This is a genomic window from Novosphingobium sp. BL-S-33 (assembly GCF_056857025.1).
This window is the reverse complement of sequence record NZ_CM166474.1, coordinates 1,390,557-1,405,463: the sequence shown is the minus strand read 5'-3', so window position 1 is coordinate 1,405,463 and position 14,907 is coordinate 1,390,557. Positions and strand designations below refer to the sequence as shown.

Here is a 14,907-nt window from a genome sequence, read left to right as displayed (position 1 = left end):
GGGGGCCTTTCAACTGTTCATCCATTGGCGGATCACCGAAGCGGATTCGGCGGGACTGGAGGAGATGGCATCACCGATGCGGCGCAAGGCGGAGAGCTTGATGCGGCCATCGACCTGAGCCAGCGCGATTTCCTGATCGAGCAGCGGCTCGCCATTCTCTCCGCGCAGCTCTTCAAGGCGGCGCAGCGCATCGGGATCGCCGTCGGCCGCGCGTTCGCCCAGCGACAGCATCTCGCCATCGGCCAGACGCGGTTCGACCACGCCTTCAAGCAGCGGCGGCGGCGGCATCAGCTTGGGCTTCAGCATGCGCAGGCCGATCAGGACGATACCGCCGACAAGCACGATCTTGAACACGTCGAACAGACGGTCCCAGGTCAGGCCGAACGGCAGACCGGCGGACGCGCCATCGACATCCTGCGGCGCGTTGAACGCCATGTTCTCCACGACCACGCTGTCCCCGCGCGAGGCATCGAAGCCCACCGCGTTCTCGACCAGTCGCTGCAGGCGCTGGATCTGCGGGGCAGGCAGGCCCTGCGGCCCACCGTCCACCATCACGGCCACGGTCAGGCGGCTGAGCTGGCCGGGATTGCGCACCGCGACCTTCTGGGTGCGGCTGTTCTGGTAAGTGGTATCTTCCGAGGTCTCGTTGCGGGCGGCGCGGCGGTTGCTGCCGCCGCTGCCGGCAATATTGGCCTGGTTGTCGGGAAGCTGCGTGCTCACGGAAGCGCCCTGTGCGCTGGCGCCGTTCTCGTCGTTCTGGTCGTTCGATTCGACCGTGACCTGATGCGCGACGACCTGCTTGTCGGGATCGTAGGATTCCGATTCCTCGCGGACCTGATCGCGTTCCAGCACGGCGGCGACTTCGGCGCGCACCTTGCCCTGGCCGACGATCGGCGCAAGCATCGCCTCGATCTCGTCGCGCAGACGTCCCTCGATAGCCGACTGGCGCTCTTCGAGATCGCCCGAGCCACCGGCCCCGGCATCGCCCGCGCGCGCCAACAGCGCACCGGTCTGATCGACGATCGACACCGCATCGGGCGTGAGATCGGGGACCGAGGAGGACACGAGATAACGGATCGCCTGCACCGTCTCGTTCGGCAGGCGGCCCATCGTCTTCACGGTCACGGCGGCGCTGGCCTTGCGCGGTTCGGTCTCGAACATCGCGCGCTCGGGCATGACGATGTGGACGCGGGCCTTGCTCACTTTCTCCACCGTCTCGATCGAGCGGGCGAGTTCGCCTTCGATCGCGCGGGTTTCGTTGAGCTTGGCGCGCGAGGAGGAAACCCCGAAAGGCTCCTCGGAATCGAGCACTTCGTAACCGATCTTGCCGCCAAGCTGTTCACCGGCCAGCGACATCCGCAGCTCGGCCAGCTTGTCCACCGGGGCCATGACCGCGCTGCCATCGGCCGAAAGCTGGAAGGGCACGTTTTGCGCCTTCAGCTTTTCGGTGATCGACTGGGCAGCGGCGGGATCGAGATCGGAGTAGAGGTAGCCCATCTCGCTCGCGGGCGTGCGCAGCGCCATCCAGGCGAGCCCCCCGAGCATTGCGAGGGCCACGCCCCCCATCAGCAGGGCCCGGCGCAGGCCTATCTGCTCGATAAAGTTGCGCAACGCGTTCAAGATCGCCTCTTAATCCCGGCGAGGCCCCCCTGGCTTCGCTCACGCTCATTATAGGATAAGAGACTAGGCAACTCTTGCCGGTCGCCGGAAAAGTTTACGCGGCGGCGTCGAGCCCCGAAATCTGCCCATGATCGGTGTCCGGATGGGCTGCTTCAAAGCCGTGTTCGGCAGCTTCGGAACCGACATCTTCCGCCATTTCCGACACTTCTGCCACTTCGCTCCGGGTTTCCACCGCAGCCAGCACCGGCGCATCGCGTCCCGGGCCGAGCAGACCGGCCAGTTCGGCCAGCACCGCCGCGCGGCGCGCACCGGCATCGACGCCAAGACCACCCTCGACCCAGCCGATGCGGGCATCGGCGGGCGAGACGGCCGGATCTTCGACCACCAGCACCTGAAGCGTCCGGCGTTCTGCCGCCTGACGCGCGGCCACGACATGTTCGACCAGTTCGCGCATCGAGGGATGGACGCGCACCGTGATCTGGGTGCTGCGCGCGACTTGTTCGAGCGCGCGGGACAGCGCCTCGTCAATGGCGCGCGCGGGTTCCAGCGAAACGGCATGGCCGGCCAGCATCTCGGCAGCGAGCAGCGCGACCGAGGCCGCCTCGCGCGCGACCAGATCGGTCACTTCGTCGAAACGGCGGGCCACGTCGTCAAGCCCGGCATGGAGCGCGTCGGTCGCGGCGAGCAGCGCGGCATCGCGTTCGTGGCGCGCCTGCGCCAGCCCGGCCTCGAAACCGTCGGCGCGCGCGCGGGCGAGTTCGGCGGCATGGTCTTCACGCATCCGTTCGATACGCGCCTCCATTGCCGCCAGTTCCTCGTGCAGCGCTTCGCCGCCTTCCTTTTCCTCAGCCTCCGCCGAGGAAAAGCGGAAGACCCTGTCGAAGCCGAAGGGCTGAATGCTCATGGCCATCTCCATTGGCGCGAATCCGCTCTCACTTATCGTTAACGAACTGCTAAGTCTCAGTAAATCATCGCATCATCGCTCTTGGGATCGACCAGCATGATCTCGCCGCGATCTCCAAGCGACTTGGCCAGACGCACCAGCGCGGTCTGCGCTTCTTCGCATTCGCGCGCGCGCACGGGGCCCATCGCGGCCATGTCGTCGCGCATCAGCTTGGCGGCACGTTCGGTCATGGCGTTGAAGAACACCTTCTTCATGTCGTCCGGCGCGCCCTTGAGCGCCAGCGCCAGCTCGCGCTTGTTGCAATTGCGCACGATCGTCTGGATCGCGCCGGGCAACAGGTTGGCCAGATCCTCGAACGTGAACATCAGCGCGCGGATGCGTTCGGCCGATTCCGGTGCCTTTTCGTCCAGCTCGCCCAACATGGCCTCTTCGGTCGAACGGTCGAGCGCGTTGAACAGCTCTGCCATCATCTCGTGGGGATCGCGGCGCTGCGCGCGCGAGAGATTGGTCATGAACTCGCTCTTCAGCGTCTGCTCCACCTGGACCAGCACGTCCTTCTGCACCGTGTCCATCCGCAGCATGCGCATGACCACATCGGTGGCGAAATCGCGCGGCAGTTCGGCCAGCACGCGCGCGGCGTGATCGGGGCGCAGCTTGTGCAGGATCACCGCCACGGTCTGCGGATATTCGTTCTTGAGGTACCCCGCGAGCACGGCTTCGCTGACGTTGGACAGCTTGTCCCACATCGTGCGGCCGGACGGACCGCGGATATCCTCCATGATCTCCTTGACCTTGTCGACCGGGAGAATTCCCTCCAGCAGCCGCTCCGTGCTCTCGAACGAGCCGTGGAGCGAGGCCATGCTGGAAACTTCGCCGGAGAACTGCACCAGCAGGTGCTCGACCACCACCGAAGGCACGCGGCCGAGCTGGGCGATAGTTGCCGAAAGCTCCTTTATTTCCTCGGTCGTCAGCTGTTCCCAGATCGGACCGCCCTGCTCGTGCCCAAGCGACAGCATCAACGCGGCAGCGCGTTGAATTCCCGAATACTTCTTCAGCTCGGGTGGTTCGCCGATGGCGGCCATCATCGTCACGTCTTTCATCCCCAAAAAAGTCCGCAATACCGACCTGTCGGCGAATGCAACCGTCTATCTTATAGGATGATAGTGGGCGGGTGCGAAGCCCGGGAGGCAGTTTTGACGATAAACACCAACAATGCGCTGATCGGTCTTTCGATCCTGGGCGGAACCAGCGCCTATTCGAGCGCCCTCTCGTCAACCAGTTCGACGGATACCCCGGCGGTGACCAAGGCCAAGGCGGCCTTCACGATGGCGGCGACGACCCCACCGTGGAAGTTGGACGATCCCAGCGCCTCCACCTCCACCAGCGCGCAAGTCACCGCGATCCAGAAGTTGCTGTCGATCGTGGACGAAAAGACCTACGACCGTGACAGCACGCTGGACAACCTGCCCGACGTCAAGGCCACCTTCACGATCTACAAGGCGCTGGACCGGTTGCAAACGCTGGCCGAAAGCGCCGCCAGCACCAGCACCTCGGCCGCTCAACGCGCCTCGCTCGAAAAGACTTTCGCCAAGGGCCTCAGCGACCTTCAGAGCTATATCGGCTCGGCCGATACCGATCTGCTGACGCTCAACTTCGGCACTTCGGCCAGCCAGGCCAAGACGATCGCGGTGGACAAGCCCGATGTCACCGGCGCGGTCGCCGGCAATCCCATTTCCACCAAGGAAGGCGATGCGATCGCCGGCCTGACCGGCAACGAGATCTTCCAGGTCACCATGACCAAGGGTGCGACCACCCAGACGGTCAATGTCGACCTGTCGCAGTCCACCCAGCCGCCGACGCTCGATTCGGTGGCCGCCGTGCTCAATGCCGCGATCGGCGCCCAGCCGCAGCTCGACGCCAATGGCGATCCGGTGCTCGACGCGGACGGCAAGCCCGTCAGCGAGTGGCAGTCCAACTTCACCGTCAAGTACGACAGCGACTCCGAAAAGTGGGGCCTCGTCTTCAACCCGTCGGGCATTGAGAAGGTCTCGCTCGAACAAGTCGGCGCCGGCGATTCGATCATGGTCGCCAGCGGCGAGACCCGCAAGGATTCGACCACCGACGCCAGCGTCTACCGCTTCGGAGACATCGACGGCTCGCTGAGCTGGTCGCGCCTCGGCTCGATCAACGCCGTCGACGCCGCCGCCACCGCGCAGGCCCAGACCGCCGCGGCCGCCAGCACGACGACCACCACGTCCAGCAGTTCGTCCGGCAGCACCGCCACCCCCGACTACACGGTTGATGCCGCCACCTCGGCGCGCGGGATGGTGACCGACGCCGATGGCTTCAGCTACGTCGTCGGCACTACCAATGGCGACCTTGGCAGCCAGGTCACCGACGGTTCGAACGACATGTTCCTCACCAAGATCGATTCCGAAGGTCAGGTGGTGTGGCAACGCAATCTGGGCGCTGCCGGCTCGGCCTCGGGCTCGGCCGTCACGATCGCGCCCAACGGCGACATCGTCGTGGCCGGCTCGGTCAGCGGCGATTTCAACAACAGCGATCCAAGCCAGACCGACCTGCTGGTGGCGCGCTTCAGCAATACCGGCAACGAACTTTCGACCACCGCGATCCGCCAAACCGGCACCGAAAGCGCCAATGCGGTGACGGTCGGCAATGACGGCAGCATCTACATCGCCGGCCGCGCATCGACCGGCGGCGGCGATGCCGTCATCGTCAAGCTCGATTCCACCGGCAAGTTCGTCGAGCGCCGCACGATCGACAGCGGCGGCAACGACATGGTCAACTCGCTCGCCATCGACGGCTCGGGCAACCTGCTGGCGCTGACCAACGAGGACGGCGTTGCCAAGCTGCGCCAGATCGATGCAAGCTCGCTGTCGAACGACCTCAACTCGGTCACGCTCGGCAATGTCGAGGCGCGCGCAATTTCGGTGTCCGATACCGGCGAGATCGCGGTGGTAGGTGCCGCCAGCACCCCGGTAGGTGGCGATCAGGTCAATACGATCAGCGGATCGCGCGATGCTTTCGTCACCCGCATCGATTCCGGCCTGACTTCCGCCAGCACGACCTATATCGGCACCTCGGACGACGATCAGGCCGATAGCGTTACCTGGCTCAACGGCACGCTCTATGTCGGCGGCCGCACGGCCGGTACGCTGAGCGGGACCAAGGCCGGCACGGTGGACGGCTTCATCGCCCGCGTCGATGGGGACACCGGCGCGGTGCAGACGGTTTCGCAATGGGGCCTCGTCGCCTCGACCGTGGAGCCGGTGCGCATCACCACGCTGGCGGGCGGCGACAACGCCCTCGGCGCGCTCGGCCTGCACAGCGGAACGCTGAACCCGACGACGTCGGCAACGCTGGTCTCGGAGACCAGCCTGCGCGCGGGCGACGAGTTCTCGGTCATGGTCGACGGCGGCGACGCCCGCAAAATCACGATCGACGAAAACGAGACGATGACCACGCTCGCCGCCAAGATCAAGAAGATCACCGGCACCAACGCCACGGTCACGACCTCGCTGGTCGATGGCCAGACGACGCTCAAGATCACCGTCGCCGCCGGGCATACGCTGGTGCTGGGCGCCGGGGGCGACGGCAAGGACGCGCTGGCCAAGCTCGGGCTTTCGCCGGTCAAGCTGAGCACGCCCAAGGTCAAGACCGCGACAGATGCCAAAGTGACGCCGGGCGGCGCGTATAGCCTCGCGCTCACCAGCGCGCTGAGCCTGACCGACTCCAAGGCCGCCTCCGTCGCGCTGACCAAGGTCAAGTCGGCGCTTTCGATGATCCAGACCGCCTATCGCTCGCTTTACTGGGACTCGGGCAAGGCGTCGCTGGTCAACGGCACGCTCTCCACCGGCAGCGGATCGGCCTATCAGCAGAAACAGCTCGCCAACTATCAGGCCGCCCTGACGCGCCTCACCAGTTCCTGATTCTCCGGCTCTTTTCGAGGAATATTCGATGTCTTCGCTTCCCCCTCTGCTGGATGGCATGGCCGCCTCGATGAAGGCGATGGCCGAGCACCAGCGCGTCATTTCCGAGAACATCGCCAACAGCGAGACCCCCGGATACAAGGCCCGCACCGTAACCGCGCCCGACTTCTCGTCGCTGGTCGCGCAATATGGAGAAGCCACCGGGGCGCCGCATGTCTCGCGCCCGCATATAGAATTGTCCGCCTCGATGTCGGCGCTGGGGGCGCGCCCCCCGCAGGGCGGAGGACGCATCGTTCTCGACAGCGAGACCAGCGAGACCAAGCCGGACGGCAACAATGTCACGCTGGAAGACCAACTGCTGACACTTGGCCAGGTCCAGGCGGACTACACAGCCATGACCAACATCTACAAAAAGCAGATCGGCCTTCTCAAGTTGGCCCTTGGACGCGGCTAAAATCGCGCGCGGCTGAACGGAACTGACCGTCCGCCCATCCCCATATAGAATCGGACGGGATTACTCTGGGCGCGCTCCTTCGGGAGTGCGCCCTGTTTTGTTACAAAGATGCAATTCACGTCGAAATTACAGGAACAAAAGAACGATTTCGGCGTTCATTCAATAAGATGCGCAATTTCCAGAATTCCGAGCCTGTCAGGCCTTGGTCCCCCTCCGGCGTGCCCGACGCCCGTTACGCGCGCGCGCATTTCCGCAAGTTCTCACAGTATTATGCACTTTATTTCAAAGATTTGCTGGTAGCGCTCTCAATCAGGCCGCTGTCCCAAAATGGACGTTACAGGGTCCAGGTAACCGTTAAAAACCTGCAATCGGTGCGATACAATGACCATTCACCCTAAAGTCATCATACTAGAAGGCATGGGGTCATCCGCGAACGCGCCCTAACTTGACCCGTTTTGAACCATCATCCCAAGAGCGATATTGACCCTGTTTAAGGATCATGAAACATCTTGGGCATTGCAATGAAATTCGAGCTTCAATGACCGAAAAATCAGTTCGATCTGGCAGGCGGGCAAGGACGGCTACTGCATCCGTACCCGCAACCCTTGAGATCGACGCCTGCCGCAGTCTGGTATTTCCAAACGGGATAAGGAAATTTCGCAAGCAACAAAATATAGGCTCATTGCTGGAACTGGCCGAACGCCTTCCGGACATTACCTATATTCGACTTTCCAAGATCGAACGTGGCGAGGTTTTCGCTCGTGCCCCGGAAATGCGCGCCATCGCAGCCGCACTCCAGGTCGATCCGCTGGATCTGCTTGTGGACATCGACGATCCCGCTTTCGATATCGAGGACTGGGCAGAGCCGATCATGGGTAACGACCGCACCGATCCGGAGGCTGACCGCCTCGCGGTTCTGGTGGCGGCGGCCGTACGCGCCCGCCGCGTTGCCGACGATACGCTGACCATCGCCGTACTCGAAGAACAGTACGGGATTGCGCCGGTGATCCTCTCGCGCATCGAAAACGCCCACAAGCCCTACGACCGCTGGAACGACGAAGTGCGCGGCTCGCTACGCCGCCTGTTCGGCGTGGCCGACGATGCCGCGCTCGCGGCCGCCGTCGTCGCAGCCTGCGCGCGCGGCGAACTCGACGCGTTCCTGTCGCTGGTGGCCAATCCGCAGATCCGCATTACCAAGACCCGCACCCGCACCGCCGCGCTGCGCGCCGAACTGGGTGGTTCACCGGGCGCTTCTGCCGAGGCCCCTGCGATGCGGCAGACCGGCGCTTCCGACGCAAGGGTGCTCAACGCATCCATCGGTTCTTCGCTGGAGACATCCGTGCTCGAACGCCCGGTTCCCGTGCTCGATGCCGCCAGCCCTCCGGCGTTCGCGCCGAAAGCTCCCGAGAGCCCGGCGCCCGCGCAGTCGGTTGGGGAGGACGCATCGGTCCGGCTGGTTCCCGTCTTCGGATCGCCGCTTCCCGATGGCCTGCTCGCCCGCACGCCGACCGGTACATTCGTGGAAGTGCCGCGCAGCGCCGGGCCGAACGCCTATGGCTTGCGCATCGGCCGCTCGACGCTCGGCGCCGGGCTGCCCGGCCGCGCCGTGCTGGTGGTCGATCCCGATCGCTTCCCCTCGGCCGGCGGTCTCGCCGTGATCGAACAGGATACCGGCCTGCGAGTAATCGCCATCACGTTCGACCGGCAGGGCCACACCCTGGGCTTCAGCCTCAATCCCGATTTCGAAGTGGCGCTTGACGCATTCGACCCGGCCCGCATCGCCACGGTGCTGTCGGCTATGTTCGAATAGGCGCTAATTGTAGGACAACCCGGCCGTTGCGCACTCCAATCCCATATAATGGATTAAGGAGACAAGTTGACAGACGATGCGCAGCGCCAGCCAGCGAGATACGACCGCAGGGCACGAACGGAGACCGGGAAGCGATAGCCCGGAATTCGGGAGCGCCGGCGAGTCCCCGTTTGACGGGCACGAACCGCCGCTGCGGAGTGTCGAACGGGCCGTGGCGTTCCTGCGCGGAGAAGACGGCGCTCCGCAGCCGCTTTCCCTGCTGATCCTCGATCTCGACAGGTTCAAGCTGGTCAATGACTTGTGCGGCCACGCCGCCGGGGACGAAGTCATCGCCATCGCCGCCGGACGCTGCGGGCGGATCGCGGCCAAAGTCTCGGGCCGGGTCGTCCATGTCGGCGGGGACGAGTTCGCCTGCGTCCTGCCCCTGAACGACGGCGCCGACCTCTCCGAGGCTGTGGCTGCAGACCTGCTGGACGTACTGGCCTCGCCCATCGTGCTGGGGCGGCACATGATCCACCTGACCGCCTCGATCGGCATCGCCAGCGATCCCTCGGGCACTACCACGCCCGAGCGACTGCTGCGCGGCGCCTCGATCGCGATGTCGCGCGCCAAGGCTTCGGGCGGAGCCGCCGTGCGTCGCTTCACGCCTGAAATGCTTGCCACCCTGACCGACCGTGCGGCGCTGGAAGAGGCCCTGCGCTCGGCCCTGCTGCGCGGCGAACTGGTTCCGCATTACCAGCCCATCGTCGCCCTGCCCTCGCGCAAGATCGCGCGCTTCGAGGTGCTGGCCCGCTGGGAGCATCCGCATCGCGGCCTGCTGGGCCCCGACTTGTTCCTGCAAGTGGGCGAAGACCTCCGGCTGATCGACGAGATGCTGTTCGGCCTGCTGCGTCAGGCCTGCCGCGACGCGCGCGAATGGCCGGACGAGGTGGGCCTTTCCGTCAACATGTCGCCGCAGCAAGTCTGCGATCCGGGCGTTGCCGCAAGGCTGCTCCAGATCGTCTTCGCCTGCGGCCTGCCGCCCGAGCGGCTGACGGTGGAAATCACCGAGAACGCGATGGTGGACAATCTCGCCGATGCGCGCGCGACGATCGACACGCTGCGGGGGGCCGGTGCGCGCATCGCGCTGGACGATTTCGGCACGGGCTATGCCAGCCTTGCGCGGCTGTGCCACTTGCCGCTGGACACCATCAAGATCGACCGCACGCTGATCCAGGCGCTCGACAGCGACCCCGGGCGCAAGCTGGTCAACACGGTGCTCGACCTTGGCCGCAGCCTTGGCATGCCGGTGACGGCAGAAGGCATCGAGACCGAGGAGCAAGCCCACTTCCTCGTCGAACGCGGCTGCGCCTTCGGGCAGGGCTTCCTGTTCGGCCGCGCGGCACCGGCTTCGGCGACCCTTGGTATGCTGGAAAAGGCCGATAAGCTGGAAAAGGTGGGCGGCCCGGACGGCGAGGTCTGACTGCACTTTCGCCGGCGATTGCTGATGCCTCGGAGGTGCTACCCACGGGCTAGATATTGACCGTGAGCTAGCAGCCTCAGACCCCGTCGCCCCCGCGAAGGCGGGGGCCCCGCTTCTTGGCGACGTCCAGCCCCGCACAACAGAAGCGGGATCCCCGCCTTCGCGGGGATGACGGAGTTTGTGTTCGTAACCCGCTCCGTATTCGGGGGAATGGGTCCGTCGCCCAGTATTCCGCTCTGGTATTCCGCCTTAGTATTCGCCGTTGAACGAGATCGGCGTCGCCGCCTCCACGCGGGCCATGTCGCCGCTGGCGCCGTAGGTATAGGAACGGTTGCCGCTCAGCCGCTTGGCTTCCTCGGCGATGGCCGTCATCATTTCCATCGACAGTTCGATCTGCCGCTCCAGCAGCGCCGCATTGGCGATCGAGGCCGCGCGCAGTTCGCTCAGGCAGTCCGACAGGCGCTCGCGCGTTTCCTCGTCCATCTGCTCGGTCCACTCCGGCTCACGGCGGTTGCGGCGGGCCAGCATTTCCTCCAGCGAGGCGACCAGGCGCGCTTTCGCCGCTGCCAGCGAGGCAAGGTCGAGCACGCGCTCGCGGCGTTCCAGACGCTCGGTTTCCTCACGCATGACCAGCGAGAGCGAGGTCATGATCTCGATCATTTCATTCGGCATTGCCGGTCACTCCCTGAGGGTTGCCGCCCTGCATGCGGATGATCTGGGCCTGGACGGCCGAGGCGATGCCCAGCCCCTTGCCCTTGGCGATCTGGTTACCGACCTGCTCGGCCAGGACCCCGCGGAACATTTCCTCGCCGTGGCCGCCCGAGAATTCATCGCCCTGATCGACGCTTTCGAGCATCATCTTGGCGACCTGCCCGGCGAACACGCCTTCGAACTGGCGGGCCACGCTGGCCGGAGACTTGTCCGGCGAAGGAGAAACCTGCGGCGCCGGAAGCGACGTGATGGTGGTGTCGGTCATCTTGCTGCCTCCTTTTCTTATTGCACGGTGATCTCGGCCTGAAGCGCACCCGCGCTCTGCAAGGCCTGAAGGATGGTGATGAGGTCACGCGGGCTGACGCCCAGCGCATTGAGCCCCGAGACCAGATTCTGGAGCGAGGTGCCCCCGGTCAGCATCGCCAGCGAGGCGCCGTTGCCGTCGTTCGCCTCGATCCGGGTGCGCGGCACGGTGGTCGTCTGCCCGCTGGACAGCGGCCCGGGCTGCGAGACTACAGGGGTTTCGGTCACGCTGATGGTAAGCCCGCCCTGCGCGATCGCGACCGGGCTCACGCGCACGTCCGCGCCCATGACCACGGTTCCCGCCGCCTCGTTGATGACGATGCGCGCGGGCTGGTCGACCGGCACGGTCAGGTTCTCGATCCGGGTGACCAGCTCGATCACCGAGCCGCCGTGCGGCGTGATCTCAACCGTCGCGGGATCGAGCACGGTGGCAGCTCCCGAAACTTCGTTGTTGATCCGTTCGGCGATCCGCCGCGCGGTGGTGAAATCGGGGTTCTTGAGCGCCAGCTTGAGGCTCTGCGCAGAGCGCAAATCGTAAGGCACCTCACGCTCGACGATGGCGCCGCCGGCAATCCGCGCGGTGGTCATCACGCCGCGGCTAAGCTTGGCCGCCGCGCCTTGCGCCTTGAAGCCGGAGACCGCGACGGGGCCTTGCGCCACCGCGTAGATCTCGCCGTCCAGCGCGCGCAGCGAGGAGACCAGCAGGATGCCGCCCTGAAGGCTGGTGGAATCGCCCAGCGCCGAGACCTGCACGTCGATCGTCGAGCCCGATCGGGCAAACGGCGGCATCGTCGCGGTCACGGTCACGGCCGCGACGTTCTGGGTCAGCATCTGGTCGCCGCGAATGTTGACGCCCATGCGTTCGAGCATGGCCTGCAACGTCTCTTCGGTGAACGGCACGTTGCGGATACGGTCGCCGGTGCCCTGGAGGCCGACGACGAGACCATAGCCGACCAACTGGTTCGGCCGCACGTTCTCGACATCGACGATGTCCTTGATGCGCGGCTGCGAGTCCGCAAAGGCGGTGGCCGGCGCGGCCAGCGCCAGCACGGCGGCAAGGGCTGGAGCCAGGACAGCGAGCGACGCGCGCTTCCGCGATTTCAGGGGCATCTGCATCAGTGTCCTTATAGGAAGGTGGTTGAGCGCGCCGGAGCGGGTCATCGGCCTTTTTCCCTTCACCGCACGCTGCTCCCGGCAGGGCGTCCGGCGCCGCGACGGGCGAGGCGCATGACGTAGCCGATGATCTCCGCCACGGCGGCGTAGTGCTCAATGGGGATCGGCCGGTCGATCTCGACCGAGGCGAAAAGCGCACGCGCAAGCGGCGGGCTCTCCACGATCGGGACATTGGCCTCGGTGGCGATCTCACGGATCCTGAGCGCGATGGCATCGACGCCCTTGGCAATGACCAGCGGCGCGGCCATCTGCCCGTGGTCGTACTTGAGCGCGACAGCATAGTGGGTGGGATTGGTGACGATCACGCTGGCGGTCGGCACTGCCGCCATCATGCGCTGGCGCGATCGCCGCATCTGGATCTGGCGGATCTTGCCCTTGATCTTGGGATCGCCCTCGCTCTGCTTGTGCTCGTCCTTCACTTCCTGAAGAGTCATGCGCATGCGCTTGAGGAAGGCGCGCTTCTGGTAGACATAGTCGGCCAGCGCCAGCAGCGAGACCGAGATCGCCGCCGCGCGCACCGCGTCGAACATCAATTCGGCCGCCGCCCTGGCTACCGCGCCGGGCGCATAGCCGACCAGCTGGTCGAGCCCGACAATGCGCGGGCTCAGCACCTTGAACACGACGAAGGCAATGCCCAGGAACTTGGCAAGCGTCTTGGCGAATTCGATCAGCGCGCGCTTGCCGAACATGCGCGAGAGGCCGGAGACGGGATTGAACTTGGACCATTTCGGCGCGAGCCGGGCCCAGGCGATGGTGAAGCGGCCCTGCACCATGGCCATCACCGCGATACAGGCCAGCAGCACCGCGAAGACCGGCAGGAGCGACCAGATGAAGTGAATGGCGAGCCCGGTCATAAGGCTCTGCGCTCCGTTGGAATCGAGCCGATATTCGTCGGCATTGCCCCAAAGGCGCACCATCAGCGGGCCCAGCGAGGCAAAGGCGCTGGCACCCACGCCGCCGGTGACGATCAGCGCGCCAATCAACATCGCCGCGTGGCGGACTTCGGTGGCCATCGCCACTTCGCCGCGCTGGCGGGCATCCTCAAGGCGCTTGGGTGTCGCCTCCTGTGTCCGCTGGTCCTTTTCGCTTTCGGCCATGGCGTCAGAACTTCCATCCGTCCTGCATGAACGCGGTCATGGCCGAGGCGAAGGCGGTGAGCATGGAGCCCAGCGTCACGCCGACCAGCGAAATACCCAGCATCAGGTTGAGCGGCTGGGTGATGAAGAAGACCTGGATCTGCGGCGCCACGCGGGCAGCAAGGCCAAGGCCGAGGTTGAACAGCGCGCCGTAGAGGATCAGCGGCGCGGCCAGGCTGACACCCAGCGCCATCGCCTGCCCGGTCACGTGGATCGCCAGTTGCGCGAAGTCCGCCGCAGGCGGCATCCCGCCGACCGGGAAAGTAGAATAGGACCGGACGATCGCCTCGATCCACAAGTGGTGCACGCCGAACGCCATGCAGACGAGCACCGCCGCCAGCCCGAACAGGCGCGACAGCAGCGGTGACTGCCCGCCCATCGAGGGATCGTTGACCAGCGCGGAGGAAAGCCCGACCTGCTGCGTCGCCATGGAACCGGCAATAGCTGCGGCAGTGAACATGATCTTGACGATAGAGCCGAACGCCAGCCCCACCAGCATCTCCGCGATCACGATGATCGGCAGGTTGGCCATGCCGCCCTGCGGGCCCTGCAATACCGGGCCAATGCGCGGGGCAAGCAGCCCGTAAAGCCCGACGGAAAGGCCCAGCGCCATCACCAGCCGGATCTGCGCGGGCACCGATTCCTCGGAAAAGGCCGGAAGCAGCATGACCACCGCACCTACCCGCGTGAACAGGATCAGGAAGGTGGTCGCATCAACCGGCAGCGCGGCAAGGAGGGCGGCGTCCATCGCCTCAACCCGCGACGATGAGGTCGGCTATACGCTCCATGAAAGCCGAAAGCGCATGGCCGATCATCGGCAGGGAAAGCAGCAGCACCGTGCCCACCACCACCAGCTTGGGCACGAAAGTCAGGGTCATTTCCTGCACTTGCGTCAACGCCTGAAGCAGGCCGACCAGAACGCCGACGATCAGCCCCGCGATCAGCATGGGGCCGGCGACCGTCAGCACCAGCACCATCGCGGTGCGCGCAATCTCGATGGTGGAAGCCGAGTCCATGACGCGCCCCTGCCCTTCCGGCTAGATCTGCATCCGCATGATTTCGGAATAGGCGTTGACCACACGATCACGCACCGAAACCACGGTGTCGAGAGCGGTTTCGGCGGCGCCGATGGCGGTGACGACGTCGATCAGGTCACCCTTGCCCGCCACTTGCTTGGCACTCTGCGTCTCGGCGTTGCGCAGCGAGTTGGCAGTATCGCCGACCATCGATTCCACCATCGAACCGAAGGTGCCGCCGCCACTGGCAGCACCGTCGACCGAGGTGGAGCTGTCGTCCGACGTGCCGAACGTAGGCGCAGTGTTCTTGATCGCGCGGCCATAGGCGGCGGCCGCGTCGAGGGCTCCGATTGCCATGGTCTGGTTCC

At 65.3% G+C, this 14,907-nt stretch carries 14 protein-coding genes; 4 read left to right on the top strand and 10 right to left on the bottom strand.

Translation table 11 applies throughout. The annotated features are described in order from the left end of the window. Positions 1-9: 9 nt before the first annotated feature. The 3 genes from fliF to AC1VVM_RS06665 all read right to left on the bottom strand — a co-directional run bounded on the left by fliF (position 10) and on the right by AC1VVM_RS06665 (position 3,609). Positions 10-1,620, bottom strand: coding sequence for a flagellar basal-body MS-ring/collar protein FliF (gene fliF, locus AC1VVM_RS06675; RefSeq protein ID WP_482956173.1), 1,611 nt, complete (start codon positions 1,618-1,620; stop codon positions 10-12). Positions 1,621-1,714: 94 nt separating this feature from the next. Further along, positions 1,715-2,524, bottom strand: coding sequence for a FliH/SctL family protein (locus AC1VVM_RS06670; protein WP_482956172.1), 810 nt, complete (start codon positions 2,522-2,524; stop codon positions 1,715-1,717). Positions 2,525-2,580: 56 nt separating this feature from the next. Further along, positions 2,581-3,609 carry a flagellar motor switch protein FliG gene (locus tag AC1VVM_RS06665; RefSeq protein WP_482905161.1) on the bottom strand — a complete coding sequence of 343 codons (1,029 nt, stop codon included), beginning with the start codon at positions 3,607-3,609 and terminating at the stop codon, positions 2,581-2,583. A 108-nt stretch (positions 3,610-3,717) separates the two neighbouring features. On the opposite strand from AC1VVM_RS06665, the gene AC1VVM_RS06660 reads away from it, so the two are divergent. The 4 genes from AC1VVM_RS06660 (at position 3,718) to AC1VVM_RS06645 (ending at position 10,200) form a co-directional block, all read left to right on the top strand. Beyond that, positions 3,718-6,474: an SBBP repeat-containing protein gene (locus AC1VVM_RS06660; RefSeq protein WP_482956171.1), complete on the top strand. Its 2,757-nt coding sequence runs from the start codon at positions 3,718-3,720 to the stop codon at positions 6,472-6,474. Between the two features lie 28 nt (positions 6,475-6,502). Then, positions 6,503-6,928 carry a flagellar basal body protein gene (locus AC1VVM_RS06655; protein ID WP_482956170.1) on the top strand — a complete coding sequence of 142 codons (426 nt, stop codon included), beginning with the start codon at positions 6,503-6,505 and terminating at the stop codon, positions 6,926-6,928. 682 nt (positions 6,929-7,610) lie between these two features. Then, a complete protein-coding gene (locus AC1VVM_RS06650) occupies positions 7,611-8,738 on the top strand; it encodes a helix-turn-helix domain-containing protein (protein WP_482956169.1) in 1,128 nt (375 codons plus the stop codon). A 76-nt stretch (positions 8,739-8,814) separates the two neighbouring features. Continuing rightward, positions 8,815-10,200: a putative bifunctional diguanylate cyclase/phosphodiesterase gene (locus AC1VVM_RS06645; RefSeq protein WP_482956168.1), complete on the top strand. Its 1,386-nt coding sequence runs from the start codon at positions 8,815-8,817 to the stop codon at positions 10,198-10,200. 249 nt (positions 10,201-10,449) lie between these two features. Here the strand turns inward: AC1VVM_RS06645 and AC1VVM_RS06640 are convergent, their stop codons facing one another. The 7 genes from AC1VVM_RS06640 to fliE all read right to left on the bottom strand — a co-directional run bounded on the left by AC1VVM_RS06640 (position 10,450) and on the right by fliE (position 14,896). Beyond that, positions 10,450-10,872, bottom strand: coding sequence for a flagellar biosynthesis protein FlgN (locus AC1VVM_RS06640; RefSeq protein ID WP_132388758.1), 423 nt, complete (start codon positions 10,870-10,872; stop codon positions 10,450-10,452). Then, on the bottom strand, positions 10,862-11,176 hold the full coding sequence (locus AC1VVM_RS06635; RefSeq protein WP_482903291.1) for a rod-binding protein: 315 nt from the start codon (positions 11,174-11,176) through the stop codon (positions 10,862-10,864). The genes AC1VVM_RS06640 and AC1VVM_RS06635 overlap by 11 nt, the downstream gene beginning before the upstream one ends. Positions 11,177-11,193: 17 nt before the next feature. Continuing rightward, positions 11,194-12,324, bottom strand: coding sequence for a flagellar basal body P-ring protein FlgI (locus tag AC1VVM_RS06630; RefSeq protein WP_482956333.1), 1,131 nt, complete (start codon positions 12,322-12,324; stop codon positions 11,194-11,196). Positions 12,325-12,389: 65 nt separating this feature from the next. After that, a complete protein-coding gene (flhB, locus tag AC1VVM_RS06625; protein ID WP_482903290.1) occupies positions 12,390-13,484 on the bottom strand; it encodes a flagellar biosynthesis protein FlhB in 1,095 nt (364 codons plus the stop codon). Between the two features lie 4 nt (positions 13,485-13,488). Continuing rightward, positions 13,489-14,271, bottom strand: a complete 783-nt coding sequence (gene fliR, locus AC1VVM_RS06620; protein ID WP_132388750.1) for a flagellar biosynthetic protein FliR — start codon at positions 14,269-14,271, stop codon at positions 13,489-13,491. 4 nt (positions 14,272-14,275) lie between these two features. Continuing rightward, complete coding sequence (locus AC1VVM_RS06615; protein WP_132388748.1) at positions 14,276-14,539, bottom strand: flagellar biosynthetic protein FliQ; 264 nt, start codon at positions 14,537-14,539, stop codon at positions 14,276-14,278. Positions 14,540-14,560: 21 nt separating this feature from the next. Then, positions 14,561-14,896, bottom strand: coding sequence for a flagellar hook-basal body complex protein FliE (gene fliE / locus AC1VVM_RS06610; protein WP_482903289.1), 336 nt, complete (start codon positions 14,894-14,896; stop codon positions 14,561-14,563). Between the last annotated feature and the right edge of the window lie 11 nt (positions 14,897-14,907).